We start from the raw sequence: 25,392 nt of genomic DNA, 5'->3' as shown, positions 1-25,392 counted from the left end.
AGGCGGACGGTGGAGGTAGGCGGCGGTTATATCAACGCCCCCCCGGGCCGCCCACCGACGGCACGACCCGGGAGGATGGATGTCCTAGCGAGGACGGCGGGGACCCTTGGAGAAGCCGGCGCCCTTGCTGGCGCCGCCCCCCTCGCCCGGAGGACCCTTGCGGATGCCGGCGCGCACGATGCGCTCGCCGGTGGGCCGGGCGGAGTCGCCGGAGCGGCTCGCGCTCGCACTCGGGGAACGGGGCGTACGGCCCACGCCACCACGGCTGGCGCGCGGGGGACCCCGGCTGCCGGAGTCCTCGCCACGGGGCTTCCACTCACGACGCTCGGGACGGCCTTCGCCGCGCGACGCGCCAGCCCCCGCGGGCTTGCCGAAGCGAGCCCCACCGGCCGGCTTGCCGAACCGGGCACCGCCGCGAGGAGCACCGCCTTCACCACCACCGAAGCGGCTGCCACCCGCGGGCTTGCTGAAGCGAGCCCCACCGGCCGGCTTGCCGAACCGGGCGCCGCCACGGGGAGCACCGCCCTCGTCACGGCTGAAGCGACCCGCCGGCTTGCCGAACCCACCAGCGCGCGGCGCGCGATCACCGTCCGGCTTGCCGAAGCGACCCGCCGGCTTGCCGAAGCCACCGGCCCGAGGCGCACGATCACCGTCCGGCTTGCCGAAGCGACCCGCCGGCTTACCGAAGCCGCCGGCCCGAGGCGCACGATCACCGTCCGGCTTGCCGAAGCGACCCGCCGGCTTACCGAAGCCGCCGGCCCGAGGCGCACGATCACCGTCCGACTTCGCGAAACGGCCGCGAGGAGCACCACCCTCGCCACCACCGAAGCGGCTGCCACCGGCCGGCTTGCCGAAGCCGCCCGCGCGAGGCGGACGATCACCGGCCGGCTTGCCGAAGCCACCGGACCGGGGAGCGCGATCACCGTCCGGCTTGGCAAAACGGCCGCGAGGAGCGCCGCCCTCGTCACCACCGAAGCGGCTGCCACTGGCCGGCTTACCGAAGCCACCTGCACGAGGCGGGCGATCACCCGCCGGCTTGCCGAAACCACCGGACCGGGGAGCGCGATCACCGTCCGACTTCGCGAAACGGCCGCGAGGAGCACTACCCTCGTCGCCACCGAAGCGGCTGCCACCCGCGGGCTTGCCGAACCCACCAGCACGAGGAGCCCGCTCACCGTCCGGCTTGCCGAAGCGACCCGCCGGCTTACCGAAGCCACCGGCCCGAGGCGCGCGATCGCCGTCCGACTTCGCGAAACGGCCGCGAGGAGCACCACCCTCGTCACCGCCGAAGCGGCTGCCACCGGCAGGCTTGCCAAAGCCACCCGCACGAGGAGCCCGCTCACCGTCCGGCTTGCCAAAGCCACCCGTCCGAGGCGCGCGATCACCGGCCGGCTTGCCGAAGCCACCCGCACGAGGCGCGCGCTCACCGTCCGACTTCGCGAAGCGGCCCCGAGGAGCACCCTCGTCCCCGCCACGACCCGCACCGGCCGGCTTGCCGAAACCACCACCAGCGCCGCGAGCCCCCGCGGGCTTGCCTTCGGAAGCGCGAGCACCCCGGCCCGCAGCGGCCTTCGGCTCCGTCACTTCCTCGCCCTCATCGTCGAACGTCGGCACGTCGGAGTCATCGAAGCCCTCCTCCATGTCCTCGCCCTCGGAGGGCAGCGTCGCACCGCGCACCGCGAACTTCGGCGGACGCGTGCCACCGTCCTGCACGCCCTTCCACTCCTTGCGCTCCGGACGGGCCTCGCGGGTCTTCGGACCCGTGGGGGCCTTCTTGTCCCCGCGGTCCGCCTTGGCAGCCTTGGCCGCGGACTTGCGCGGAGGCGGCGGCAGCTCGTCGTCCATGGACAGCTCGACATCGTCGTCGTCCGGACCGTCGAAGCCCGGCGCGGCACGGCCGTGGCGGCGCGGCGGCAGCTTCATCTCCGCTTCCGCGGGCTGCGCGCGACCTTCCGCGACCTCGTTGAGCTGCGTCACCTCCGCGAGCTTCAACTGCCGCAGCTGGCCGGGACGCAGGCCTTCCACGCCGATGCCCGCGTAGGCCGGACGGAACAGGCGCACCACCGGGTGGCCCACCGCCGCGCACAGGCGCTTGATGAGGTGCGGCCGGCCTTCGGCCACGACGATCTTCAGCCAGGTGTTGCGCTCGACCTTCTCGAAGATGCCCACGTACACGGGCGTCGCCATGCCGTCTTCCAGACGCACGCCGCCGCGCAGCTTTTCAATCGTGGGCATGTCCGGCACGCCCTTCACCTTCGCCAGGTACGTGCGCGGCACCTGGAAGCTGGGGTGCGTGAGCTTGTGCGCCAGCGCTCCGTCGTCCGTGAAGAGCAGCGCGCCCTCCGCGTCGTAGTCCAGGCGGCCCACGGGGAACAGGCGACGGCCCGTCTCCTCCACGTAGTTGGCGACGGTCGGACGGCCCTGCGGATCCGACAGCGTCGTCACGACGCCGATGGGCTTGTAGAGCAGGTAGTACGACGATTCTTCCGGCGGCGTGACGAGCTTCCCATCCACGGTGACCAGGTCCTCGCCCGGCGTCACACGACTGCCCAGCTCCGTCACCGTCTCGTTGTTGACTCCCACCCGACCGCTGGTGATGAGTTCCTCTGCGTGCCGGCGCGATGCCACTCCCGCGCGAGCCAGGTACTTCTGCAAACGTTCCGCCGCCATGCCTTAGCCTTCTTCCATTCCAATTCGGCCCGTCACTCGGGCTTGGGGCCCTCGCTATCACCCTTCAAGGGTGATGGGGGGCTTTCCAGGGCGCTGGAACTGACCTTCTGGGTCCGCTCCGCGGCGGCCATGGCCTCTTCCAGCTCCTCCAGGGCGGCCTCACTGGCCGCCTCGTTCTTCTCCATCCGCTTCGTGAAACCCGGGTCCGACAGCGCCTGGACCGTCCCCAACGCCACGGGTACTGGCGGCGCCACTTCCTTCTCCACGATGTCCCGGTGCTCCTGGGTCAATTCATGGAATTCCCGCAGCGTGGGGAGCGCTGACAGGTCTTTCAGCGCGAAGAACTCCAGGAACTCGCGCGTGGTTCCATAAAGAATGGGGCGGCCGACTTCTTCCCGCTTGCCCAGGATTTTCACCAGCTTGCGGTCCATCAGGGCCTTCAAGACGGCGCCGCAGTCCACGCCGCGGATGTCCTCCAGCTCCGGCCGGGTGACAGGCTGCCGGTAGGCGATGATGGCCAGGGTCTCCACGGCGGCCCGCGTCAGACGCTGCGGCTTCACCCGGAGGTAGCGCCGGACGTACTCGGCGGAATGGGGGTCCGTGCGGAACTGCCAGCCGCCCGCCACCTCGTACAGCACGATGCCGCTGATGCCCTCCCTGTGGATCCCGGAGAGCTGATCCAGCGCCTGGGTGATGGCTTCCCGGTGGATGCCGGTCGCCTGGTACAGCTCGTCCACGGACAGGGGCCGTTCGGCGACGAAAAGCACGCTCTCCAGCACCGTGCGGATGCGGTCCGCGGACAGGTTGCGGCTCTTGGAGACGAGCTTTTCGAAGGAGCTCTGGAGGTCCGGGACGTTGTCGTCCGAGTCCTCCTCGATGGCGGCGGGCTCCACCCCGTCCAGCTCCGCGTCGTCGGGACCGGGGCCGGTGACGGCGGCGATCTCCTCCTCGGAGAACTGGCCGGGGCCTCCGGGCGTGCCGGGGGCGGGCGTCTCGTCACCGTCGTCGGGACCGTTACCGGTAGTCACTCTCGTCAACCTCCGTGGGGCGCAGCTGTTCCAGCGCGTCCCCGTTGGGAATCACCTGGATGGGACCCAGGGGCTCCGCCTGGGAAATCTTGATGAGGCGGCGCTTCACCATCTCCAGCATGGCGATGAAGGTGATGACCACCTCCTGGCGCGTGGCCGCCTCCGTGAACAGCGCCTCGAACACCACCTGCCCGTCCTTGCGCAGCCGGTCGGCCAGCCGGAGGATGGCCTCGGACAGGCTCACCCGCTCCAGCACCACCTCGTGCTGCACCTTGGGCGTCAGGCGCTCCAGCACCCGGTCGAGCGCCTCCACCAGCTTCAGGACCGAGATCTCCTGGAGCCCGATTTCATCGTCCGGGATGGGCACGGCCTCCACCGGCACCCGGCGCGTGAAGACATCCCGGTCCAGGATGTCCTGCTTGGCCATGTGCTCGGCGGCGTCCTTGTACTTCTGGTACTCCAGGAGCCTGCGCACCAGCTCCGCGCGGGGGTCCTGCGCCTCCTCCACCGCCGCGAGCGCGTCCGCCCCTTCGGGCACCTGGGCCGCGTCCTGCCGGGGCAGGAGCATGCGGCTCTTCAGGTGCGCCAGGGTGGAGGCCATCACCAGGAACTCCCCGGCGATGTCCAGGTTCAGCTCCCGCATCCGCTCCAGGTACTCCAGGTACTTCCCCGTGATGAGCGCCAGCGGGATGTCGAAGATGTCGACCCGATGCTCCTTGATGAGATGGAGCAGCAGGTCGAGGGGCCCCTCGAAATTGGGCAGCGCCACCCGGAAGGCATCGGCGGGTGTGCGCGGCGTCCCCTCCCCGTCCGGGTCCGGTGGGAGGTCGTCAGGCGGTGGTGGCTTACGACCTTCGCTCACCGGACGGCGTCCTTCGGGGGGGTTGGGAGGGGCTTCGTCATCTCGCAAGGGCCCGAATTTCCGGCCTTTAGCGCGTGCCGGGGGGGACAGACCTCCTTAACAGTGCCTTCCAGGTGGGTCAAACATTCGAACAGGAACGCGTGTTCAGGGGATTCCCACGGCCCTGCGGATCTGGTCCATCAGGCGGGTGGCCTCGGCGCGGGCGCGCTGGGCGCCGTCCTGGAGGATGCGCTCCAGCTCCCCCGGGTCCGCGAGCAGCTCCGAGCGGCGCTGGCGGGCGGGGCCGAAGGTGGTGTGGAACGCCTCCAGCAGCTTCTTCTTGTAGTCGCCGTAGCCCTTGCCGCCGGCCTTCCAGGTCGCGTCCACCTCCGCGAACTCGGAGGCCGGGAGCATCAGCTTGAGCAGGTCATAGAGCGGCGCGTCCGTGGTGGGCTTGGGCGCCTCCACCGGAGTGGAGTCCGTCTTGATGGACATGATGCGCTTCTTGAGGTCCTTCTCGTCGCCGAAGAGCTCCAGCGTGTTGCCGTAGGACTTGGACATCTTGCGCCCGTCGATGCCGGGCACCGTCGCGGCGGACTCCTGGATGTAGGCGGCGGGCAGTTTGAGGATGCCGGGCGAGTGGCCCCGCTCCTTGCCGTCCGGATCCGCCGGGTCGTAGCCGGGGACGTACTGGGTGTTGAACTTCACGGCCCAGTCGCGCGCGAACTCGATGTGCTGGATCTGATCCTTGCCCACCGGCACGGCGTCCGCGCTGTAGAGCAGGATGTCCGCGGCCATCAGCACCGGGTAGGCGAAGAGGCCGAAGTCCGGGCTGATGCCCTGCGCGACCTTGTCCTTGTAGCTGGTGGCGCGCTCCAGGTTCGACTGCGGCACCACGGTGCCGAGGATCCAGTAGAGCTCCGCGACTTCCTTCACGTCGCTCTGGCGGAAGAGGACGGCCTTCTTCGGATCCAGGCCCAGCGACAGGTACGTGAGCGCCGCTTCGCGCGTCAGCTCCTGCGCGAGCTTCGGCTCCCGCACGGTGTTGAGCGCGTGGTAGTTGGCGATGAAGTAGTAGGCCTCGCCCTGATCCTGGAGCTGCACGAACTGCCGCATGGCCCCGTAATAGTTGCCAATGTGCAGCCTTCCGGACGACTGGACACCTGAGAGAATGCGCATGGGGATTGCGATTCCTTTGACGGGTGGAGGACACGGCTCGTTCGCATACCCGCCGCGCCCCTGCAACCTTCCGTTGACGGCGGCGCCCTGTGGCGAACGCCCGACATCCAAGCCGGGTCCTTCACTGGAATAATGCCGCCGGCCAGGAAAATGCGAGCAGTTCCGGGGGGTTGAGAGGGCTCGGGTCTGTCGCTACCCTGTGGGTGACGGATGCATCAGCCCGCCTTGGAGGGCGCCCACGGATGGAAGCGTTCACAGGAAACCTGGCCAGCTACCGGCTCCAGTTGGTGTTGCCGCCGCTCTACACGGCGCCAGGGTTGGAGGGGACGCTGCGGGTGGAGCGAGGCGCGGTCCGCCGGGAGTTCTACCTGCGGGACGGGCACCTGGTGGGGGTGGCCTCCACGGAGCCAAGAGAGCATCTGGCGCAGGTGCTGGTGAACCTGCGCATCCTGGACGCGCCCCGGGCGGCGGCGGCGTTCGAGGCGGCGGAGGGGGCGAACCTGCCCTACGGCACCTTCCTGGTGCAGCGCTGTTTCGTGGAGCTGTCGCAGCTCATCGAGGCGATGGAGCACAAGGCGCGCGAGGCGTTGTTCGACTGCTACGCCTGGGAGTCGGGCGAGGTGGAGTTCACGCCGGGGCTGCCGCTGTCTGCTCGGGCGGTGGGGCTGCGGTTGCCCATGGGGACGCTGCACCGGGACGCGGTGGCGCGCCTGCGCGAGTGGGCGGTGTTCCGGGAGATCTTCCCCCGACTGGACACGACGTTCCGCGTGTTCCGCGAGTTCGCGGTGGAGACCTTCTCCGAGGAGGAGGACGTGCTGCTGGATCTGGCGGCTGGAGGGGCCACGCTGGGTGAGCTGCTGGCGAGCGCGAGGGAAGCCCCGCTGTTCGCCGCGCGGTGGGTGCTGCACCTGTACCGGCGGGGCGCGCTGGCGCCGCACCGGGCGAAGGGTCCGCAGGTGGGTGAGTCCACGGAGTTCACGGAGCTGCTGGCGCTGGTGCGGGCGTTCCTGTCGTCGCGCAAGTACGACCACGCGGTGGCGCTGGCGGCGCAGGTGTTGGAGCGGGGCCCGGTGCCGGAGGCGCACGCGCTGTACCGCGAGGCGGAGGTGGGGCTGACGCTGGCGTTGAGTGATGAGCTGTTCGCGCTGGATGGGAGGCTGGTGTTCGAACCCATCCCCCGCCCTGCCCCGGCGGACCTGACGGCGGATGATCTGTATCTGTATTCGAAGCTGCGAGGCAGCCGGAGCATCCGCCAGGCGCTGCGCACGGCGGCGATGGGAGAGCTGGCCGCGTCGCGGTCGGTGTACCGGCTGATGGAGGCGGGGCTCATCCGCGTGGCGCCCCTGGCGGACGGGGCCGTGGAGCCTTCTTCCCCCCGGCGCACCACGACGGATCCGTACGGGCTGAACCTGGGGGATTTGATGGGCGGGGGCTGAGCTGTGCCGCCGTAGGTGACGGCACCCAGCGGGAGATGAGCCGTTCACCCGAGCTTCGGCGTCCACTCGTCGACTTCGACCTCCAGAGAGGGCTCGGTGGCGATCTCACCCAAGATCCTCCGAAGTGTCCCCTCATCGCCGCCGCCGAGCGTGAAGACCTGGCTCCCCTCGAAATCCGCGCTCGGAGGGCTGCTACAGATCATGGCGGCATCGGCCCGTTCATACAGCCTGCAATAGGTGCCCGTAGGCACCGGCTGCGTGAAGCCGAGGCGGTTCATCACGGGGTCGAGCCGAGAGAGAAGTCCAGCGGGCTCTCCGGTGATCATGCCCTCACACTGCTGCGGCATGATGCCGACCCGAAACTGCAGGAAGGCGCCCCACGCCAGCATCTCGCGGAAGGTCTCGAATCGGTCGTGCTGTTCATTGCCCAGGGCGTCCCGCACCGTCACCAGCGCATCCGCACGCGCTGGTGCCTCCAGGTCATAGAAGGCATGCAGAGGCATCACCTCGTCGGAGCTGTACGCGATGAAGAGGAACCGTGGCTCGGACGCAACCCACTTCTCCGCGTGACAGGCGAGTGCACGCTGCGCCGAGAAGTCCAGGGTCGGATAGGCCAGGCGCCCCATGCTGTTGCCCATGCGGGACAGGAACCACCGATAGAATGAAGGCAGGGGGCGCCCGGCGAGGTGCTCAATCTGCTCGATTTCGTCGGGTGTAGCCCCCTGCCACTGATCCGCGAGCCCCGGTACGACTCTCAGGAGCAGCGACTCCAGTTCAGACTCTTTCACGTGTGCTGACATTGCTTTTTCTCATCTCCGGGGCAGAGCAGCAGGGGAATGATGAGCTCGCACGCACCACACGGGGGGACGGTTTCCCCATGGGCGAATTTCCGCTCGTTCGGTTTGCCGCTCTTTGCATCCAGGTACTTGATCTCCCCGCTTGTCGAAAGCTTCTCGGGGTGGAACCAGCGCTCGGTAATGGCCCCAGGATGGGCGTTGTCCTGCAACACGAGCATGAGCGCCTTGGGGGCAGCACAGGACCCCGGCGGATAGGAAGCGTTCGACGCCTCGCGCTTCGTGTATTTATCGAAGCGCACATGGGCCCTTGCCCATGCGTTCTGAACCACCTTCTCCTGGCTTCTGTGTCGTTCCAGGAGGAAGTCGCGGACCCGGTTCTTCTGGCTTTTTTCAGGCTTTCCAGTCGCGGGATCGATCACGGACTCCCTGGCAGGTGCGCCCCAGCCGAGTTCCTTCACGCTTTGGTAGAGCTGCCAGTGCGTACTGCCCGACTGGTCGGCGTACTTCTGTTTCTTGCCGCATTTGCACTGAACCACGCCGAGCATGGTCGGAGGAAAGGAGGAGTTACTGGTCCGCACCTTCTGCCCGAGCTTCCGGGCCAGTTGCGCGGCGTCCAGGGTCGTCGTGGGGGTCTCTTCCAGTGCGCCATGGGTCTTCCTGCAGACAGGGCAGACGTCCTTTCCGTCGACGATCGTGACGAGTCCACTCACCTGGATCACACCCATCATTGTCGCCGCGTTGGCTGGGCTTCCGCCCGGCCCACAGTTGTTGAGCATGGGGTCGCCCAGCAACTGGACGTTCTTTCCCTCGATCTTCGTATCCATCGACCCGGGGCCTACGAAGCTCGTCGGGCCCTCCACGTTGGCGGAGACGATGCCGCCCCCCGTCCCCTTGCTGGCCACGTCGCCCATGGAGCCGAAGGTGGATCCCCGGATCGCCACCTTCTTTCCATCTATCGTCACGGTCTTCGAATACTTCTTGGGGTCCGTTCCGCTCTTGCCGATGTTGGGAAGCGGCGTCGGCACGAAGGGTGCCGGGGGGCCGGGCATCTTGCACACGTTGGGCAGTGTCGCTGCGGCAACCCCACTACTGCTTTCGGTGACCGGAGTCTTGGGCGCATTCACTGAGACCTTCGTCATCGCTCCCTCCTCTTCACTCCACTTGCGGTGATTGCAAGGCCAGCGCGCCGCGCAGCCCGCCATCAGAACCTGCCAGCACCATGGCCCGAGGGCCACGCGCGTAGCCTCGTGCGAAAGCCCGGACAGCCAGGATACCTCCGAGCACTCCAGACGCAGCGCCCACGTCGCCCCAGCAGTCGCTCGGGGCCCTGTAGCCGGCGGACTTCCAAACTGACGGCGTCCGCAACGCTGCGAAGCCCCACTCCTCGCTGCGATATCGCTCGCCATTGATGTCCGTGTACAGGTCGTCGATGCCTTCGCGAGGCAGGTCGAGTCCCGCCATGGCACCTTCCACGGCCTGTGCCATTCCGACGCCAAACGAGCCCGTGCTGCTATCGCGCAGCTGGCGTTCCTGAGCGGTGCTCACTCCACGCACGACAGCCAGCCGGGGGAGCCGCAATCTGCGGCGCAGCCCCGCACTCATCAGCGCGAGGCACCCGGCTCCCTCGCCAGGGGTGAAGCCGCCGCGAACCCCCGGCTGCGCGAACCGGCGGCCCCGCTCCAGCCAGATGAACGTCTCTGCGTGGTGGTAGCTGTCGGCGCCGGCCACCAGGAACAGGGCATCCCTTCCATTAGAGCTCTCTCTCGCCACCTGCTCGATGGCGAGCATCGCTCCGGCGTGCCCACGTCCGATCGTCATGACATTCGTGTGAGCGTCCATCCCTCGGAATCGGGCCTTCATGGCGCTGGCAATCCACACCGCGTCGTCCTCGGAGAATCCGGGACGCGCCTCGGGCAGCGCGAGCAACAGCCGGATCCGGCACCCCTGGACGACGTCTGGGCCCAGCTTTTCCTCCACCTGTCCGAGCACACTTTCTAACAGGGGCGCGAGCCGTTCTCGCCCTTCCAGCTTCCGGTCGAGCAGACCGTCAGAAGCGACCACGACCGGCTCACCCTGTGCACTGAGGAAGGGGTACTCGGCGTACCGGGAGATGCCTGCGCGCACGGCCGCCGCACTACTCTCAGCAGTATATCCGACGGGAGTGCGCGCACCGACGGCCACCACCTCGACCTCGGCGGTCATGTCGTGCCCTTCCGCTCGGCAATCTCCGTCGTGTCGAGGTAGTCCGCGTCCGGGGCTGGAACGTGCAGCGCCCCCTGCCACACCAGGCTGAGCCGCCGCTCTTCAGGCTCGACGAGGACCGTGGTCAGGCGTGCACCGTGCTCCTGGCGCCGGCTGCCTATGTGCGTGGTGAGGCCGATCAAGATGCTGGGAAGTTCGAAGCGCAGCACTCCCTCATGTGTCATGTTCGTGAGTTCGACACGCTCTCCGCCCACCAAAGGTCTCCCTGTCCGCTGGTCTGCGGGAGCACTCAGCGCGAAGGCGGGTTCATGGTCATCCGGCAGCAGTGGCTTTTTCGTCCGTGCCCACCGTACGTCGTAGGTTCCCGCGAGCTTGCGCCGCGGCAGCCAGGAAGAGTCGATGGGTCCGAATCCCGCCGGGCCCATCTTTGCCGGGTCCCCCGCTGGATACTCAAGAGTGCAGGCCGGCTTGCCGACGAGATGGCCATCTCGGGTTCCGAATCCGCAGCCGATTGGGTTTCGCTCGTCAAGGCGATGTTTGCCGGGGTCGGGGTCGGACACATCGTGACCACCGAACGCGAACTCATATCGAATCGGACGGGTCTTGAATGGCTGGGGTCTACTCTGCACCACCCCGAGTATTCCCCTGACGAAGGTGCGCTCTCCATGCACGACCAGTACCTTGTGGAGCTGCCCCAGACGCAACGACACGGGCACCGTCTCGGCGGGCCTGCCTTTCGGAGCGTGCGCATGCGCATGGACCAGCACGTCCGTGCCTGGCTTCATGGCCAGGAGGTCCGAGTCATGGCGCAGGCTCGATTGGCCGAACTCGCCGAAGTATTCCGGCATCATCACGGGAACTGGCTGCGCATCCGCGAGGACGAGTCGCCCCCCGGGCGCGATGTCGAACGTTGCCCTGACAGCGACGAGCCACCAATGCAATCCATCCTTGTCGCGCGTCCAGTTGCGTTCAGCGGCATACGCCGTGTGGTTCTTCAGCGCCCACATAGGTCAGTGCGAAGCCATGATGCGGCACCTCCGAGCATGCCCCTTGAGGGGTCCGCCATCATCTCCTCCCCACCCTCCATCTTAGACACATTCAAGCTCATGCACCATGGGGTCCTGGCCAGGGCTCACCCGATTCTGTCTGCTCTGACCGAGGAAGTCCGGGTCAACCGTGAGCAGGCCTTCCATTCGGCGTGTCGGCCTTTAGTGCTGTTGAATTGGGCTGCTATGCAAGGCGGCGCAACATGAGGCCAGTCATCGCGATGTGGATGAAGGTTTCGGATGAGTGCTCGTGACGCTCGTAGTCGCGAGCCAGGCGCCGCTCGCGCGTCATCCACCCGGACAAGTACACTCAACCCAGCACAACCTGGGTGCCGCGGACGGACTCGCCGGCTTCGGCGCGCTCCTGCAGGCGCTGCCCAAGGGCTCCGCCAGGGTGAACACCATGCGGGTGTTCCAGGACGGCGACTTCGTCTTCGCCCATACCGACTACGACTTCTTCGGTCCCAAGATTGGCTTCGACCTCTTCCGCTTCGAGGACGGGAAGATCGTCGAGCACTAGAGCGCCGATCAGGTTTCCGCCCGAGGAAAGTCGAGTACTTGCGCGAGCGATCGACGTGGGCTGGCGCCGCGTGATCAGGTCGCCACCTCACGGAGGTGGCTCATGGAACGCTGGAAGCCGACTGTGGAGCAGAGCGCCCGGGAGCAGCGCCTGCTGAAGCTCGCGGGGAAGAGCAGGAAGCTCTTCGTCTTCCTGCGCGAGCATCGGCACGAGTTGTTCGACGAGGCCTTTCAGGACGAGCTCGAAGCGATGTACCGACAGACGGGCCAGGGGCAAACGCCGCAGTCGCCCGCGATGATGTGCATGGCGCTGCTGGTGCAGGCCTACACGCAGACCTCGGACGCCGAAGCCGTGTGCCTCTCGGGCACCGACAGCCGGTGGCGAATGGTGTTGGACCGACTCGGTGCGGACGAGGACGAGCCAGCCTTCTCCCAGGGCGGGCTGCAGCAATTCAGGGAGCGACTCATCGCGACAGAGATGGACCGCCGGCTGCTGGAGCGCACCGTCGAGGTAGCGAAGCGGACGAAGGGGTTCGACCCGAAGAAGACGCCGAAGACGCTGCGAGTGGGGGTGGATAGCCGCCCTTTAGAAGGGGCCGGGCGGGTTGAGGACACCCTCAACCTTCTCGGCCACGCAGGCCGCAAGGTGGCCGAGGGCATGGCGCTCGCGCTCGGAACCGACGTCGAGGAGGTGTGTCAGCAGGCCGATGCGCCGTTGCTGCTGGCGAGCAGCATCAAGGCCGGCCTCGATATCGACTGGAGCGCGCCCGACGCGAAGCTCGACGCACTCAATCGCCTGGGCCGGCAGCTCGACCGTCTCATGGCCTGGGTGGCGAAGCAGTCGAAGTCGTGCGTCGCGGCTCCGCTGACTCGCTACATCGAAGCGCTCGCGCAGGTGAAGGCGCAGGACCTTGAGCCGCGCCCCGAGGGCGGCGTTCAGATTCGACAGGGCGTGGCGGCCGACAGGCGCATCTCCATCGAGGACGCCGACATGCGCCACGGGCGCAAGAGCAAGAGCAAGCGATTCAATGGCTACAAGCAGCACGTCGGCACCGACCTCGACACCGACCTCGTGGTCGCCTGCGCCGTGACGCCAGCCAACCGCCCCGAAGAGGAGGCGACCCTTGCACTGCAGGAAGACATGGCCCACCAGGAGCTCTTCCCCGATGTCCTCCTCATCGACAGGGCGTACCTCAACAGCACCATGGCCGAAGACGTGCTGGAGAGCGGCGGCGACGTCGTCTGCCGGCCGTGGCGAGGAGCCAGCGCGAGGCCCGGACTCTTCGGCAGGCGCGACTTCAAAGTGAACATCCGCGACGGCACCCTCACGTGCCCTGCTGGCGAGGTGGAGCCCTTCGAGCCCGGCGCCGTCGTGCACTACGACCCGGAAGCCAGCGGGCCGTGCAAGCTGCGCTCGAGTTGTACCCAGGCCGCGTCCGGAAGGGGGCGCAACGTCACGATGGGTGACGACGAGCGGCTCCAGAAGCGTCTTCGCTCACGTCTCCAGTCGCGCGCGGGCCGCGCACAACTCCGCGAACGTGTCGGCGTCGAGCATTGCCTGGCACATCTCGCCAACCGCCAGGGCCCGAAGGCCCGTTATCGAGGCACGCGCCGCAACCTCTTTGACCTCAGGCGACTCGCGGTCGTCCAAAACCTCGAGGTCGCCGCGCGCTACCAGCTCGCGGCGTGACCTAACCTGTTCGGTGCTCTAGGACAACCTCCAGGAGAAGCCGACCCAGCCGAACCCGAGTGGCCACACGATGCTGGACGGCCCCACCGAGGCCACCGACCTGGACAAGACCGAGGCCAACAAGCAGCTCGTGGCTGGCTTCGTGGACGACATCCTGGTCCACGGCCGAATGAAGAAGCTCGCGGGCTACTTCTACGGGGACCGCTACGTGCAGCACAACCCGGCGATCGCGGACGGCCTCTCCGGGCTGGGACAGGCACTCCAGGCCATGGCCCATGCGGGCGTCACCATGAAGTACGACCGCGTCCACAATGTGCTGAGCGAGGGCGGCTTCGCCGGCAAGCCCACGACGTTCTACGACCTATTCCGCGTCCAGAACGGCAGGATCGCTGAACGCAGGGACGTCATCGAACCCGTGCCCGCTCGCGACCAGTGGAGGAACGCGAACGGCAAGTTCTGACCGTCGCGCCGGCCCTCCCCTGCTCCAACGGAGGAACACCCGGTCCTCGGCATCAACCTCTCGGAGCCCGAGCCTCCCTACGCGTTGGGCAGGCGCGCCATCGCGCTGGCGATGGGAGCCGCTGACGCCCTCGACCTGATGAGCTGAACCCGCCCCGCCTTGTTACTGCAGGTCTTCGAGCAGCGCGGCCTGGAGCGCCTTGCGGTTCTCGGGGAAGCGCTGGTTGGGATAGGACCTTGCGCCCCCCAGGATGGGCTCGTACTTCTGGTACATCGGGTCGGAGCGCGCGGGCTCCTGCTGGTAGAAGGCGCGGTTGGCCTGGAGCAGGTAGCGGGGCCGGGTGCCCTCGGGGCCATCCTTGCTGAAGGCGATGAGGCTGCGCGTCTCCGGGGCCTGCATGAACCGGGTGACGGCCCGCGCGTCCTCCGCGCACGTCCCGGTGCAGTTCGCATTCAGCACCAGCGCGTCCACGAACACCGCCGGGGCCGAGCCCGTGCCGAGCGGCACCGAGATGACCTCCGGCAGCGGCATGTTGGGCTGGGCCTGGAGGATGTAGAACAGGCGCTCGGTGTAGCCCATGAAGCCGTTGGCCTGCTCCTGGGCGAAGGCCTCTTCCGCTACCGTGTTGTCCGCGTAGGTGCCATCCAGGCACGGATTGGCGCCCGTCTCGCTCGCGCAGCTGTCGACGACCTCCTCGAAGGCCCCCACCGTCTTCGCGTCCAGTGGCAGGGAGATGGCGCTGGCGAGCGCATCCCCGGGATGCGTGTCCGCCCAGGCGTCGATGTACGAGGACGGCAGCGTCCAGCTTCCGTCGAAGTTCGTCGCCAGCGGGCGCTTGCCGGCGGAGACCTCCCGGAGGATTCGCACCAGCGAGGCGCTGTCGGTGGCGGACCGGATGTTCGTGCTCCGCGAGTACACGACGTTGGTGCACAGGTACGTGGGCGCGCCGTAGCTCTCACCGGACACGCGGACGGCCTCCTCGGCCGCGGAATGCACGACGCCCGCCTCCTGTGTGACGGACTGGATCCACCCCTTCGACACGAGCGAGCCCAACACCAGCGTGTCCACCTCCACCAACTGCGCGGCCCCCGTCCCCGTGCCCAGGAGCTGGTTCAACGTGCCCCCCTCGTCCAGGTCATAGACATCCAGGTTCGCGTCGAACACCACCTCCAGGTCGATGTCCTCGTGGGCCCGCTCGAAGTCGGACTCGAGCCGCTGCTTGAGGCTCGCGAACTGGTCCCCCGCCGAATCCGGGATGTAGGGGAACAGGACCGCCTTGAGCGGACGCCGCTCGACAGGCACGGGGTCGGGCGTTTCCGAGCAGGCGCTCAGGACAAGGACGGCGGGACAGAGCAGGACAGTCCACTTCATGGCGGGGGACCTCGGTTCCTGGACGCAGGCAGGGATGCCCGCGCTGGATGCAGCCGGGCACGATACGACTCCCGCCCCTCCCACCGGGCTTGAATCCGGGAGACCTGATGGGCGGTAGTGGAGCCCATGCTCTTTCGTCCCTATTTGAAGATGGCCGCGGTGGGTCACAACCGGGGCCAGACAGGGGCTTCGGGAAGCTGGGTGGCCCTGGAGAAGCTCCATGGGGCCCAGCTCGTTCTGGGGGTCCAGGATGAGCAGGTCCACTTCGGCAAGCGCAAGGCCTGGCTCACCGAAGAAGAGCCCTTCTTCGGATGGCAGTTGCTACGCCTCCCCTTGAGCAGCGCGGCGCGGGCGCTTGCGCAGACGGTCTGTGCTCAGGGCGAGCGGCTCTACCTCTACGGAGAACTGGTGGGCGGTCGCTATCCCCACCCGGAAGTGCCTGCCGTGCCCGGCATGGCCCCCGTGCAGACAGGCATCTGGTATGCGCCCGATCTCCAGTGGATCCTCTTCGACATCCTGGTCGCCCGCTCCGACGAGGATGAGGGGGAGTTCCTGCCCCACCGGGACGTGGAAGAGGTGGCCCGCAAGGCAGGAGTGGTGACGCCACCTGTCGTCCGCCGGGGAACGCGTTCGGAGATGGAGGCCGTGCCCACGCGCTCCCTGTCCCGTCTCCCAGCACTGCTGGGCCTTCCGCCCATCCCTGACAACTGGGCCGAGGGCCTGGTCATCAAGAGCGAACAGCGGTCGTCGCCCAGCCAACGCGCCGCCGTGAAGCGGAAGATCGAGGAGTTCAACGAGGCCCGCTTCGATGAGAGCGCCCCGTGGGATCCCCAGCAGCGGTTGTCCCTGTCGGAGCTGAAGGACTGGGCCTCGCGACTGGTGAACCCGGCGCGGATCGCCAGCGCGCTCTCGAAGTGCGGAAGGAGCGACGCGGACCTGCTGGTGGGCGAGGTGGAGCTGGATGTCCGGGTCGACCTCGAACTGACCTTCCCTTCAGCGTGTCAGGCCTTGGACCCTGCCGGAGAGGAGAGTCTGTCCGCGCATATCCGTGAGCAGGCCCGGCCACTCGTCAGCGAGGCACTCGCTCAGACCTAGTCGAAGGGGGGCCTTGACCGCCGCCCGATTGGAAACTACCTTGGTTACAGTTCGAGGCCGTCGATGAACACCAGCAGCCGCTTCACTGTCGCCATCCACATCCTCACCCTGCTCGCCCACGGAGGCGGAGAGCAGATGACGTCGGAGCACATCGCGGGGAGCGTGAACACCAACCCGGTCGTCATCCGGCGGCTGCTGTCACTGCTGCGGGATGCCAGGCTGGTCACCGCGCAGGTGGGCGTGGGCGGGGGCTGGCTGCTCGCACGCGCCCCCAAGGGCATCACCCTGCGCGACATCTACCGCGCCGTGGAAGGAAGCACCCTCTTCCCGCTCCACAGCAACACGCCGAATCCCCGTTGTCCCGTGGGGAGCACCATCCAGTCCGCGCTCGGCGGCCACTTCGAGGAGGCGCAACTGGCGCTGGAGAAGGACCTCGAACGCACGACCGTCGCGGACCTCGTCAAGGAAGTCCAGGCACTCGCCCCCTAGCACCGGGGCGCGGGCGCTTTTTTTGCCCCTATTCGTAACAGCATTGGTTTCAATTCAACCTCGCGGTCCCCTGGAGAAGCGCATGTCCTCCCTCCTCAAGAAGTCGTTCACCTCCACCCTGACGCTGGCGGCGCTCTCGATCAGCGCCTGCGCCACCGCTCCGACCCGTGATGACGGACCTGCCGCGACGAGCGCCTCAGGGCAACAGAAGCAGCAGGTCGTCGCGCTCCTCAAGGCCATCGAGACCGGGGAGGCGGCGCCCGTCGCCGTCATCCATCCGGACAAGTACCGCCAGCACAACCTGGGTGCCGCGGACGGACTCGCCGGCTTCGGCGCGCTCCTGCAGGCGCTGCCCAAGGGCTCCGCCAGGGTGAACACCGTGCGGGTGTTCCAGGACGGCGACATCGTCTTCGCCCACACCGACTACGACTTCTTCGGTCCCAAAATTGGCTTCGACCTCTTCCGCTTCGAGGACGGGAAGATCGTCGAACACTGGGACAACCTCCAGGAGAAGCCGGCCCAGCCGAACCCGAGTGGCCACACGATGTTGGACGGCCCCACCGAGGCCACCGATCTGGACAAGACCGAGGCCAACAAGCAGCTCGTGGCGGGCTTCGTGGACGACATCCTGGTCCACGGTCGGATGGAGAAGCTCGCGGGTTACTTCGACGGGGACCGCTACGTGCAGCACAACCCCGCGATCGCGGACGGACTCTCCGGACTGGGACAGGCGCTCCAGGCCATGGCCCAGGCGGGCGTCACCATGAAGTACGACCGCGTCCACAAGGTACTGGGCGAAGGCAACTTCGTGCTGGTGCTGAGCGAGGGCGGCTTCGGGGGCAAGCCCACGACGTTCTACGACCTGTTCCGCGTCGAGAACGGCAAGATCGCTGAACACTGGGACGTCATCGAACCCGTGCCCGCTCGCGACCAGTGGAAGAACGCGAACGGCAAGTTCTGACCGTCGGGCCCTCCCCCTTTCCATCCAGGTGATCGTGTCTTCTCCCGTCCCAGCACTGGCCCTCGAGGCCTATCGCGCGCTCGTGTCGCTCGACACGCCCTTCACGCCTCCCTCCCCTGCCCCGCCGGAGGAACACCCGACCCTGCTGCGGGACCTGGGCGAACAGCTCCGGCTCGACGGCACCGAGGCTCGGCTGCGCGAGGAATTGGGGGCGCGCGCATCGCATGCGATGGACGCTCGGGCCTGGCTGCGAGCGCTCCTCACGGTGCGGAGGCCATCCCACGCTGTCCCCGCTGTGGAGGGGCTGTCTTCATGAACGTGCGCCTCGACGCGGGCTTCGTGGAAGCGCCGTACGTCGAACAGGCACAGCGTTTTCGCCAGTGGCTGCATGAAGGAGCCAAGTCGCGGATCCTCGTGATCGAAATCGGAGCCGGCTTCAACACGCCTTCCGTGGTGCGCTGGCGGATGGAGCACCTGGTGCAACAGCATCCCGGTGCGCGACTGATCCGCATCAATCCCTCGGAGCCCGAACTTCCCGAGGCGCTGGGCGAGCGCGCCGTCGCACTGGCGATGGGGGCGGAGCAGGCGCTGGGGCTCCTGGAGCAGCCAAAGCTCCAGGGCGCTGAAGCGAAGCAGTCCTGACCGGGTGAGTACGTGAGCCCAAGGTGTTCGCATCACCCGATGCGGCATCCACCGTCATCTCCTTCGCCTTGCGGCCTCGGAGCCAGCTGGGGCAGATTTCTCGCCATTGACGGCTGCGTGCCTCCGACCCGCGGAGCGCCCACCGGCCAGGCCCGTGGAACGACATGCGCCCTGAACTTCCGGAAGACCTGCGACGGTTGCTCCGCGCTCGCTCGCGGGGTTTGTTGGACCGCGTCGAGCGGTTCCTCGACGACGCCCCGCGCAGGTGCACGTACGTCCGAACGGAGCGGGTTTCAAAACAGCCCCTGCGGACTTCCTGGTTGCGACGGATGTTGGGGCAACGTGCCGCGCAGCCGGTGCTCGGGATTCTCGACAGCAAGTTTGGCGGAGCTCCGTACGCGGAAGAGGCGGACCTTCGGTGGGAAGGCTTCCGCTTCCTCGGGCAGCTTCACTTCGCGCGAATCCAGGACCTGCCTCCGGAGCTGCCGCGCCACGGCCTCTTCGCGCTCGACCTGAAAAACAGAGGGCCTTTCTCCCAGGCGTTTCGCGTCCGGTGGTATCCGGCTCCCTCCGAGGCCCGCGCCCGTTCCTTCCCCCTTCCCCGGAGTGTGGGGCCCTGGGAAGCGCGGATGTCGTTCGAGTCAGGCTGGTCACTGCCAGGGGGAAGGGCCTGGGATGCACCGCTCCTGGCGGAGGACGCGGAGCTCCAGGAGCACTGGAGCGACTGGGATCCTGATGGCTTCCTCATGGATGAGCTGGGAGCGGGGGTGCACCGGCTGGGCGGACACCGAAGCGCGGTGCTGGATGAGCAGGAGGACCCCCTTCCACCTTCCGGGCACACCCCCTACATGCAGCTCTGGCGCATCAACTACGACAACCCCGCGGGCTTCCATTGGGGAACAAACTGGGTCTACGTCCTGATCCACCCGGAAGACCTGGCGGCGGGACGGCTGGAGCGCGCCGTGGTGACGAGCGCGAACGCCTGAGTGCAGGCCCTGCATCCCAGCCCCAGGGCCCACTTGCCCCCCAGGTGCGGGGGGTGCCCAGATGAGTCCCTGTCACCCCGGAAGGGACATCTCGAATGAAGCGCGACGTGCGAAGTGGTTGGAGTCTCGTGTTGGCGTTGGCGGCGGGCGCCCTGGTCGCGGGCAGCGGAGGTTGTGGCGGCGACGACGGCGACCCGGATCCGGGCACGAAGCCAGACGCTGGCACCCAGGCGGATGCCGGCACGGACGCTGGCACCCGGGCAGCGCGAACAGGACGACCGCGCGGACACCGTGGCGGTGTTCCCGGATGGCAGCCTGCTGGTCGCGGGCTTCGCCCAGGGCGGCGCGAAGTCCGACTCGCGCGACTTCGCCGTGGTGAAGCTCACCGCCAACGGGCAGTTGGACACCAGCTTCAACAAGACGGGCCGCTCCCGGCTGCACTTCGGAGGAGAGGGCAGCGTCGACTTCCGGGGCGCGGTGCACAGCCTGTTGCCGCTCGCGGACGGGCGCTTCTACGTGGGCGGCTTCCTGACGAAGTCGGACGGCCTGGACGAGGACTTCGCGCTGATCCGCTACAAGGCGGACGGTTCGCTCGACACCTCCTTCACGTCCGCGGGCAGCCCCGCGGGAAGCTGGATCGGCGGCGCGTACACGAACGGTGAGTCCGCGCAGGGCATCGTGATCCAGGGCACGAGCATCGTCATCGGCGGCGGTGACGACTTCGCGACGGTGCGCATCCGTCCCGCCGGCAACCAGGACCTGACGTTCGGCACGTCGGGGCTCGCGAAGAGCGTGGGCGGCCGGGCCCACGCGATGGTGGCCCGTCCGGGCGGCGGCTTCCTGCTCGCGGGCGAGCGGCAGGACGTGAAGATTGGCGGCACCGGCTACGGCGTGATGAAGCTCGTGGCCTACACGGCCGAGGGCAAGCCCGACGTCACCTTCGGCCCTGAGGGCGTGCGCGAATACACCGCCCCCGAGGACGTGCTCGACGTGGTGGACGTCAGTGGCCTGGCCCTCCAGGCCGACGGGAAGATCCTCGTCTACGCCAACGTGCGCGCGAAACCCGCGCTGTTCCGCTTCCTGGCCAATGGAGATCTGGACACGGCGTTCGGGACGGGCGGCGTGGTGCGCTGGCCGGAGACGCAGCTCACCCTGCCCCTCTTCATCCGCCCCACCACCGGGCCCAAGCTGGTCGTCAGTGGCAACACGGCGTTCGTCACCGACGCGAACATCTACACGCCTGGGTTCTTCCCCGGCCCCGCGCGCCTGCTCCTGAAGAGCACCGGGCTGTAGCGGTGCGCCACGGAGTCCTCGGCGGCTGACGCGAAGCTGACACAGCGGATCGCCCCTGGGGACAGCTTCCGGTGTGACTGCCGCACATTCCCGGCGCGCGGCCTGCACCCACCGCCCGGAATCCCTAGCCTCCCCTGTCATCGCGCTGGCGCGGTGCCAGGGGAGGAAGACATGGCCACAACCCGCCAGTCCGGATTCGAGCTGCGCGACGAGGAGGTGGAAGAAGCGCTCGTCACCGGCGCCCACCAGGAACTGCTCGAGGACTACTTCGGACCGGAGCAGTACGCCGAATTGACCCGACTCGCCCGCGAGGTGACCGCCTCCCGCACGCTGCGCGGAGGCCCACCGGTCCTCATCCTTCCGGGCCTCCTGGGCTCGAAGATTGGCCGCGAGCGGAAGCTTGGCCCCTTCGATGACGTCTTCTGGTTCGACCCCGTGGATATCGGCGCCGGCAGGCTGACCCAGTTGGAGCTTCCCACTCCGGGCAATGGCCTCTCCGCGCTCGGGGTGATGCTGTTCGCCTACCTCGCGCTCAAGTTCCGGCTCTGTCAGGCAGGCTTTGATGCGCGCTTTCACGCCTTCGACTGGCGCAGGAGCATCACCGAACTGGGTGCTGAACTGACCGCCGTGCTCCAACAGCGCGCGGGAGAGAAGGTGCACCTGGTGGCGCACAGCATGGGCGGGCTCGTCGCACGCGCGGCCATTGGCCAGGGCGCGCCGTATGCGCGGCTCGTCATGCTCGGCACCCCGAACTTCGGATCCTTTGATTCGGTGATGGCCCTGCGTGCCACCCATCCGGTGGTCCGCAAGCTTGGCGCGCTCGACCTGCGGCACACCCCCGAACAGCTCTCGCGTGACCTCTTCACCACCTTCCCGGGGCTGACCCAGATGCTCCCTGCCCCGGAGCGTTGGGCGGAGGTGGACCTCTACGATCTCTCCCAATGGCCTCCCGACGACCTCCACCCCCAAGACGCCCTTCTCAAGGGGGTGGCGCCGATGCGTGAGGGGCTCGCGGGCGCGCGCGAGGACTTCTTCATCATCTGCGGCGAGGACCAGGAAACGACCGTGGGCCTGCGCCACGACGCGCAGGGACGGTTCGTCTACCAGACCTCCCGTCAGGGGGATGGCACGGTGCCACTGGAGTTCGCCCAGATGAGCGGGGTGAAGGCGCACTACTACATCGCCGAGAGCCACGGGGCGCTGCCGAACAACTCGCGAGTGGCGCGCGCCGTCTGTGATCTCCTCGAACGTGGGCAGACGGACGTGCTCCCCACCCACCCGGCACCGAGCGCACTGCGCGCCCCGGTCACCGAGGTCCCCGAAGTGGCGCTGCGTGTGGAGCCCTATGGCGGGCGCCGAGGCCCCGCGCTGAGCCAGCGCGAAGTCCGGGAGGTGACGGAGGAGCTCGTCGCTCCGACGGCACGCGACCAGGGACCTGCTGATCCGCCGGTGCCTCCGAGGCTGAAGGGGCGCGGGCCTTGAATCCCACCGCGCCCTCGCGCTGCATCCGTCACGCCGTGGGCGGGCGCTTGCGCGCGGCGGGCTTCGGCTTGAAGGCGTCGCTGCGCGGGTGGAATTCGTCGTAGACCTTGCGCAGGCGGGCGCCGTTGACGTGCGTGTAGATCTGCGTCGTCGCCAGGTCCGCGTGGCCCAGCATCTGCTGCACCGCCCGCAGGTCCGCGCCCCTCTCCACCAGGTGCGTGGCGAACGAGTGCCGCAGCTTGTGCGGTGACAGCGGCTTCAGGATGCCGGCCTTCAGCGCGTAGCGCTTGAGCAGCTTCCAGAAGCCCTGCCGCGTGAAGCCTCCGCCGCGCGGGGTGACGAACAGCGCCTTCGCGTCGCGCTTGCCCAGCAGCTCCGGCCGCGACAGCGACAGGAACGTCTGGACCTTCTCAATCGCCACGCGACCCAGCGGGACGATGCGCTCCTTGGAGCCCTTGCCCCTCGCGATGAGGTAGCCCGCGGTGAGCTGCACGTTGTTGAGCTCCAGCGTGCACAGCTCCGTCACGCGCAGGCCCGTGGCGTAGAGCACCTCCAGCATCGCCTTGTCGCGCATGCCGGTGACGGTGCGCTCGTCGGGCGCGGCCAGCAGCTGCTCCACCTCCTCCAGCGTGAGGAAGATGGGCAGCTTGCGAGGCGACTTCGGCGTGTCCACGTCCTCGGTGGGGTCCTTGTCCGCCAGCCGCTCCGCGACGAGGAAGCGGTGGAAGACGCGGATGGCGGCCAGGTGCCGCGCCTGGCTGCGGCGGCTCAGGCCCTGCTTGCCCAGCGTCGTCAGGTGCGCGAGCACGTCCTCCTGGGTGACACGGACCGCGTCCGCCTTGCCCCGCGCGCGCAGGTCCGCGAAGTACACGGTGAGGTCCGCGGCGTAGGCGTCCACTGTCTTGCCGGACAACCCCCGCTCCGCGCGGATGAAGGCGATGAACGCGTCGAGCAGTCCTTCCATGCCCCACAGGGTAGCGAAGGAACACCCGCGAGCAACTCCCCGGCCCTCCCACCGTCACGACCTTCACCCCTGGGGCGTCTGGAATCCGCGCATCGTCTCATACAGTCCGGAGCGGTCCTCGTCCCTGCGTGAGGGGACCGCACGACCGGACGACGATGGAATTGTCAGAGCTTCAGGGCAACGTTGGCTGCAACCGGAGCGGGCCAATGACAAGACCTGCCTCCGTCCACCCAAGACAAGGAGCAGGAATGATGCGCGCACAAGGATGGCTGTGGATGGCGGTACTGACGCTGGGAAGCATGGGCACGTCAGCGCTGGCCCAGCCTGCTCCCCAGACGACGTCCGCGAAGACGAAGGAGGGCACCGTGAAGAGCAAGTCGGAGACGTCAATCCAACTGTCGGGCGCCACCAACTCCGCCCCGCCGTTGACCTACGTCATCGAAAACCCGAAGCAGGAGCTCAAGGCGACCCTGGACGCCATCAAGCCCGGCGACACCGTGCGCGTCACCTACGCCCCGAATGCCGTGGGCGCGAAGGTCGTCAGCCAGGTCGAGAAGCTCCAGTCCGCGACCCCGTAGCACGACACCGTCGGCCCCAGGGCCTCACGCCTGGGGTTCGACGGCGGCCTCCTGCGCATGCGCGCGCTCCAGCGCCTCCACCACCCACGGCCAGCCCACCAGGATGTTGCCCGGCGAGCGCAGGCACGCATCCGCCACCGCCAGCACCTCCGCGGGCCTGGAGCGCACCGCCAACGCCAGGTGCCGGCCCAGGAACGGGTGCGGCAGGTAGCTCAGGTTGTGGTGCCGCACCGGCACCCACCGCAGCGTGGGCCGGCCCGTGAAGCGCTCCACCGCGTAGGCCACCGCCTGCGCCAGCACCTCCAGCGCGTAGAACGGCAACCGGAAGGCACACGCCAGGAAGGCCACCAGCGCGCTCGCCGCCACCGCGCCCGCGAAGGACACCGACGCCGCGCCGCTCCACACGAACATGGGCACGACGCTCGTCGCGATCGCCGCCACCTGCACGTTGCGCACGGAGGGCCCGCGCCCATTCGCCAGCCCCCCGATGCTCCCCGCCGACAGGCCGGACACGATGCCCAGGCACACGCCCACCGCCATCGCCGCCAGGCCCCCGGACTCCGGTCCAAAAGCTCCGCCCGCCGTGGCATGCAGCCCCGCCAGCATCGACATGCTCGCCAGCGACCCCAACAGCACGCCCGACGCGAGCCCCGACACCAGCGCTACCACCAGCCCCACCGCGGAACACAGCGCCGCGGAGATGAACCACACGCCCCGCATCGGCACGCCCATCACATGCAGGCCCAGCCCGGCCAGCACCGTGAGGCCCGGCGACAGCACCACCAGCAGGAGCAGCATCCGCCCGACGAAGGCCCCGGCCGCGCGGCCTCCTTCCGCCTGCTCGCGCCACAACTGACCAATGCGCCCCGCCGGCGAACGGATGCCCGCCTCGCGCAGGCGGTAATGCAGATCAATGGGCCGCAGCATCAACAGCCCTAGCAGCGCGAGCGCCCCAGGCACCCGCTCCGGTACGTCGACAATCACTGGCGCTTCTGGACGGTCCCCCTCGGCCAAGGCTCCCCCCTCTGGTTCGGTTTCAGGCTTCCAGCCTACCCTTGCCTTGCCTGAGAATTTCAAGCGTATCGCCTATGAGTGAAACCACCGTGGACGGCTCGTTCAATGTCACGCCGCCGTCAAGGATGAGCTCCAATCCGTGTCCCAGTGCGGCCTTGATGTCCCGGGCGTCTGACAAAACCGTACCATCGGTATGTGTTGCCGACGTGGTGATGAGCGGGCGGCCAAGCGCCTTCGCCAGCTCGCGAGGCAGCGCGGCGTCCGGCACGCGCAGTCCTACCTGCTTCTGCTTCGTCATCATCACCTCCGGCACCAGGCGTGTGGCCTCCAGGATGAAGGTGAAGGCGCCCGGGGTGAGGCCCTTCATCGCGCGGTAGGCGAAGTTGCTCACGTGCGCGTAGCGGGCGACGTCGGACAGGTCCGGGCACAAGAGCGACAGGGGCTTCTTCTTGTCGCGGCCCTTGAGCTGGTACAGCCGTTCGATGGCCTTCTTCGCATTCAAGTCACAACCGAGGCCGTAATAGGTATCCGTGGGATAGGCGATGAGGCCGCCCTTCTCCAGCACCTCCACCGCGCGAGCGATGTGGCGCGGCGAGGGGTGGTCCACGTCCACCTCGAGGATGGGAGCGACGGCGGGGGGCATGACGGG

At 68.1% G+C, this 25,392-nt stretch carries 25 protein-coding genes and 1 pseudogene; 13 read left to right on the top strand and 13 right to left on the bottom strand.

What is annotated here, in order from left to right; translation table 11 throughout:
• Window positions 1-84: 84 nt before the first annotated feature.
• The 4 genes from OV208_RS09850 to trpS form a co-directional block, all read right to left on the bottom strand.
• The gene (locus tag OV208_RS09850; protein ID WP_267573578.1) at window positions 85-2,670 is read right to left on the bottom strand and encodes a pseudouridine synthase; all 2,586 of its coding nucleotides are present in this window, start codon (window positions 2,668-2,670) and stop codon (window positions 85-87) included.
• A 32-nt stretch (window positions 2,671-2,702) separates the two neighbouring features.
• Window positions 2,703-3,698, bottom strand: a complete 996-nt coding sequence (scpB, locus tag OV208_RS09845; protein WP_267573577.1) for an SMC-Scp complex subunit ScpB — start codon at window positions 3,696-3,698, stop codon at window positions 2,703-2,705.
• Entirely contained in the window at window positions 3,685-4,560 is an 876-nt protein-coding gene (locus OV208_RS09840) for a segregation and condensation protein A (RefSeq protein ID WP_267573576.1), read from the bottom strand. The genes scpB and OV208_RS09840 overlap by 14 nt, the downstream gene beginning before the upstream one ends.
• Window positions 4,561-4,704: 144 nt before the next feature.
• On the bottom strand, window positions 4,705-5,718 hold the full coding sequence (trpS, locus tag OV208_RS09835; protein ID WP_267573575.1) for a tryptophan--tRNA ligase: 1,014 nt from the start codon (window positions 5,716-5,718) through the stop codon (window positions 4,705-4,707).
• Window positions 5,719-5,960: 242 nt separating this feature from the next.
• Here trpS and OV208_RS09830 point away from each other — a divergent pair, with 242 nt between their 5' ends.
• The gene (locus tag OV208_RS09830; RefSeq protein ID WP_267573574.1) at window positions 5,961-7,154 is read left to right on the top strand and encodes a DUF4388 domain-containing protein; all 1,194 of its coding nucleotides are present in this window, start codon (window positions 5,961-5,963) and stop codon (window positions 7,152-7,154) included.
• Window positions 7,155-7,198: 44 nt separating this feature from the next.
• Here the strand turns inward: OV208_RS09830 and OV208_RS09825 are convergent, their stop codons facing one another.
• From OV208_RS09825 to OV208_RS09805, 5 genes and pseudogenes are all read right to left on the bottom strand, one after another.
• The gene (locus OV208_RS09825) at window positions 7,199-7,954 is read right to left on the bottom strand and encodes an SMI1/KNR4 family protein (RefSeq protein ID WP_267573573.1); all 756 of its coding nucleotides are present in this window, start codon (window positions 7,952-7,954) and stop codon (window positions 7,199-7,201) included.
• Window positions 7,939-9,090: a DUF4150 domain-containing protein gene (locus OV208_RS09820; protein WP_267573572.1), complete on the bottom strand. Its 1,152-nt coding sequence runs from the start codon at window positions 9,088-9,090 to the stop codon at window positions 7,939-7,941. The genes OV208_RS09825 and OV208_RS09820 overlap by 16 nt, the downstream gene beginning before the upstream one ends.
• Before the next feature lie 13 nt (window positions 9,091-9,103).
• Complete coding sequence (locus tag OV208_RS09815) at window positions 9,104-10,153, bottom strand: hypothetical protein (protein ID WP_267573571.1); 1,050 nt, start codon at window positions 10,151-10,153, stop codon at window positions 9,104-9,106.
• Window positions 10,150-11,160, bottom strand: a complete 1,011-nt coding sequence (locus tag OV208_RS09810; RefSeq protein ID WP_267573570.1) for a DUF2169 family type VI secretion system accessory protein — start codon at window positions 11,158-11,160, stop codon at window positions 10,150-10,152. Before OV208_RS09810 ends, OV208_RS09815 begins: the two co-directional genes overlap by 4 nt.
• Window positions 11,161-11,383: 223 nt before the next feature.
• A pseudogene (locus OV208_RS09805) lies at window positions 11,384-11,497 on the bottom strand (IS5/IS1182 family transposase); the annotation flags it as partial.
• On the opposite strand from OV208_RS09805, the gene OV208_RS09800 reads away from it, so the two are divergent.
• The 3 genes from OV208_RS09800 to OV208_RS09790 all read left to right on the top strand — a co-directional run bounded on the left by OV208_RS09800 (window position 11,444) and on the right by OV208_RS09790 (window position 13,868).
• A complete protein-coding gene (locus OV208_RS09800) occupies window positions 11,444-11,719 on the top strand; it encodes a nuclear transport factor 2 family protein (RefSeq protein ID WP_324291363.1) in 276 nt (91 codons plus the stop codon). The pseudogene OV208_RS09805 and the gene OV208_RS09800 overlap by 54 nt on opposite strands.
• A gap of 102 nt (window positions 11,720-11,821) precedes the next feature.
• Window positions 11,822-13,408, top strand: a complete 1,587-nt coding sequence (locus OV208_RS09795; RefSeq protein WP_420715001.1) for an IS1182 family transposase — start codon at window positions 11,822-11,824, stop codon at window positions 13,406-13,408.
• Window positions 13,409-13,478: 70 nt separating this feature from the next.
• Window positions 13,479-13,868, top strand: coding sequence for a hypothetical protein (locus tag OV208_RS09790; protein ID WP_267573568.1), 390 nt, complete (start codon window positions 13,479-13,481; stop codon window positions 13,866-13,868).
• A 162-nt stretch (window positions 13,869-14,030) separates the two neighbouring features.
• Here OV208_RS09790 and OV208_RS09785 read toward each other — a convergent pair whose 3' ends face one another.
• Window positions 14,031-15,239 carry a hypothetical protein gene (locus OV208_RS09785; RefSeq protein ID WP_267573567.1) on the bottom strand — a complete coding sequence of 403 codons (1,209 nt, stop codon included), beginning with the start codon at window positions 15,237-15,239 and terminating at the stop codon, window positions 14,031-14,033.
• A 126-nt stretch (window positions 15,240-15,365) separates the two neighbouring features.
• On the opposite strand from OV208_RS09785, the gene OV208_RS09780 reads away from it, so the two are divergent.
• The 8 genes from OV208_RS09780 (at window position 15,366) to OV208_RS09745 (ending at window position 22,187) form a co-directional block, all read left to right on the top strand.
• Entirely contained in the window at window positions 15,366-16,334 is a 969-nt protein-coding gene (locus tag OV208_RS09780; RefSeq protein ID WP_267573566.1) for an RNA ligase family protein, read from the top strand.
• Between the two features lie 63 nt (window positions 16,335-16,397).
• Window positions 16,398-16,823 carry an Rrf2 family transcriptional regulator gene (locus OV208_RS09775; RefSeq protein ID WP_267573565.1) on the top strand — a complete coding sequence of 142 codons (426 nt, stop codon included), beginning with the start codon at window positions 16,398-16,400 and terminating at the stop codon, window positions 16,821-16,823.
• Window positions 16,824-16,905: 82 nt separating this feature from the next.
• Entirely contained in the window at window positions 16,906-17,784 is an 879-nt protein-coding gene (locus OV208_RS09770; RefSeq protein ID WP_267573564.1) for a nuclear transport factor 2 family protein, read from the top strand.
• 34 nt (window positions 17,785-17,818) lie between these two features.
• Window positions 17,819-18,100, top strand: coding sequence for a hypothetical protein (locus OV208_RS09765; RefSeq protein ID WP_267573563.1), 282 nt, complete (start codon window positions 17,819-17,821; stop codon window positions 18,098-18,100).
• Entirely contained in the window at window positions 18,097-18,426 is a 330-nt protein-coding gene (locus OV208_RS09760; RefSeq protein WP_267573562.1) for a hypothetical protein, read from the top strand. Before OV208_RS09765 ends, OV208_RS09760 begins: the two co-directional genes overlap by 4 nt.
• A 329-nt stretch (window positions 18,427-18,755) precedes the next feature.
• A complete protein-coding gene (locus OV208_RS09755) occupies window positions 18,756-19,412 on the top strand; it encodes a DUF1963 domain-containing protein (RefSeq protein ID WP_267573561.1) in 657 nt (218 codons plus the stop codon).
• 234 nt (window positions 19,413-19,646) lie between these two features.
• Entirely contained in the window at window positions 19,647-20,705 is a 1,059-nt protein-coding gene (locus OV208_RS09750; RefSeq protein WP_267573560.1) for a delta-60 repeat domain-containing protein, read from the top strand.
• Window positions 20,706-20,876: 171 nt separating this feature from the next.
• Window positions 20,877-22,187 (top strand): lipase family alpha/beta hydrolase, encoded by a 1,311-nt coding sequence (locus OV208_RS09745; protein ID WP_267573559.1) that lies wholly within the window; start codon window positions 20,877-20,879, stop codon window positions 22,185-22,187.
• A gap of 28 nt (window positions 22,188-22,215) precedes the next feature.
• On the opposite strand, the gene xerD is transcribed toward OV208_RS09745, so the two are convergent.
• Window positions 22,216-23,151: a site-specific tyrosine recombinase XerD gene (xerD, locus tag OV208_RS09740; RefSeq protein ID WP_267573558.1), complete on the bottom strand. Its 936-nt coding sequence runs from the start codon at window positions 23,149-23,151 to the stop codon at window positions 22,216-22,218.
• 275 nt (window positions 23,152-23,426) lie between these two features.
• On the opposite strand from xerD, the gene OV208_RS09735 reads away from it, so the two are divergent.
• Window positions 23,427-23,729 carry a hypothetical protein gene (locus OV208_RS09735; protein ID WP_267573557.1) on the top strand — a complete coding sequence of 101 codons (303 nt, stop codon included), beginning with the start codon at window positions 23,427-23,429 and terminating at the stop codon, window positions 23,727-23,729.
• Window positions 23,730-23,753: 24 nt separating this feature from the next.
• On the opposite strand, the gene OV208_RS09730 is transcribed toward OV208_RS09735, so the two are convergent.
• Together OV208_RS09730 and OV208_RS09725 are read right to left on the bottom strand one after the other, a co-directional pair.
• Window positions 23,754-24,743: a hypothetical protein gene (locus OV208_RS09730; protein ID WP_420715000.1), complete on the bottom strand. Its 990-nt coding sequence runs from the start codon at window positions 24,741-24,743 to the stop codon at window positions 23,754-23,756.
• Between the two features lie 22 nt (window positions 24,744-24,765).
• A complete protein-coding gene (locus OV208_RS09725; RefSeq protein ID WP_267573556.1) occupies window positions 24,766-25,386 on the bottom strand; it encodes an L-threonylcarbamoyladenylate synthase in 621 nt (206 codons plus the stop codon).
• Window positions 25,387-25,392 lie beyond the last annotated feature (6 nt).

The organism is Corallococcus sp. bb12-1 (genome assembly GCF_026626765.1).
In the GTDB taxonomy this organism is placed as follows: domain Bacteria; phylum Myxococcota; class Myxococcia; order Myxococcales; family Myxococcaceae; genus Corallococcus; species Corallococcus terminator.
The sequence above is the reverse complement of the archived record's forward strand: the minus strand, read 5'-3'. Positions and strand labels throughout refer to the sequence as shown.

Excerpts from the sequence above, each read along its gene's own strand:
- OV208_RS09795 (WP_420715001.1), top strand. The coding sequence starts at position 11,822 with ATGGAACGCTGGAAGCCGACTGTGGAGCAGAGCGCCCGGGAGCAGCGC.
- OV208_RS09825 (WP_267573573.1), bottom strand. The coding sequence starts at position 7,954 with ATGTCAGCACACGTGAAAGAGTCTGAACTGGAGTCGCTGCTCCTGAGA.
- OV208_RS09750 (WP_267573560.1), top strand. The coding sequence starts at position 19,647 with ATGCCGGCACGGACGCTGGCACCCGGGCAGCGCGAACAGGACGACCGC.
- OV208_RS09790 (WP_267573568.1), top strand. The coding sequence starts at position 13,479 with ATGCTGGACGGCCCCACCGAGGCCACCGACCTGGACAAGACCGAGGCC.
- OV208_RS09780 (WP_267573566.1), top strand. The coding sequence starts at position 15,366 with ATGCTCTTTCGTCCCTATTTGAAGATGGCCGCGGTGGGTCACAACCGG.
- xerD (WP_267573558.1), bottom strand. The coding sequence starts at position 23,151 with ATGGAAGGACTGCTCGACGCGTTCATCGCCTTCATCCGCGCGGAGCGG.
- OV208_RS09785 (WP_267573567.1), bottom strand. The coding sequence starts at position 15,239 with ATGAAGTGGACTGTCCTGCTCTGTCCCGCCGTCCTTGTCCTGAGCGCC.
- trpS (WP_267573575.1), bottom strand. The coding sequence starts at position 5,718 with ATGCGCATTCTCTCAGGTGTCCAGTCGTCCGGAAGGCTGCACATTGGC.
- OV208_RS09820 (WP_267573572.1), bottom strand. The coding sequence starts at position 9,090 with ATGACGAAGGTCTCAGTGAATGCGCCCAAGACTCCGGTCACCGAAAGC.
- OV208_RS09850 (WP_267573578.1), bottom strand. The coding sequence starts at position 2,670 with ATGGCGGCGGAACGTTTGCAGAAGTACCTGGCTCGCGCGGGAGTGGCA.
- OV208_RS09725 (WP_267573556.1), bottom strand. The coding sequence starts at position 25,386 with ATGCCCCCCGCCGTCGCTCCCATCCTCGAGGTGGACGTGGACCACCCC.
- OV208_RS09830 (WP_267573574.1), top strand. The coding sequence starts at position 5,961 with ATGGAAGCGTTCACAGGAAACCTGGCCAGCTACCGGCTCCAGTTGGTG.
- OV208_RS09755 (WP_267573561.1), top strand. The coding sequence starts at position 18,756 with ATGTTGGGGCAACGTGCCGCGCAGCCGGTGCTCGGGATTCTCGACAGC.
- OV208_RS09745 (WP_267573559.1), top strand. The coding sequence starts at position 20,877 with ATGGCCACAACCCGCCAGTCCGGATTCGAGCTGCGCGACGAGGAGGTG.
- OV208_RS09735 (WP_267573557.1), top strand. The coding sequence starts at position 23,427 with ATGGCGGTACTGACGCTGGGAAGCATGGGCACGTCAGCGCTGGCCCAG.
- OV208_RS09815 (WP_267573571.1), bottom strand. The coding sequence starts at position 10,153 with ATGACCGCCGAGGTCGAGGTGGTGGCCGTCGGTGCGCGCACTCCCGTC.
- OV208_RS09775 (WP_267573565.1), top strand. The coding sequence starts at position 16,398 with ATGAACACCAGCAGCCGCTTCACTGTCGCCATCCACATCCTCACCCTG.
- OV208_RS09770 (WP_267573564.1), top strand. The coding sequence starts at position 16,906 with ATGTCCTCCCTCCTCAAGAAGTCGTTCACCTCCACCCTGACGCTGGCG.
- OV208_RS09810 (WP_267573570.1), bottom strand. The coding sequence starts at position 11,160 with ATGTGGGCGCTGAAGAACCACACGGCGTATGCCGCTGAACGCAACTGG.
- OV208_RS09760 (WP_267573562.1), top strand. The coding sequence starts at position 18,097 with ATGAACGTGCGCCTCGACGCGGGCTTCGTGGAAGCGCCGTACGTCGAA.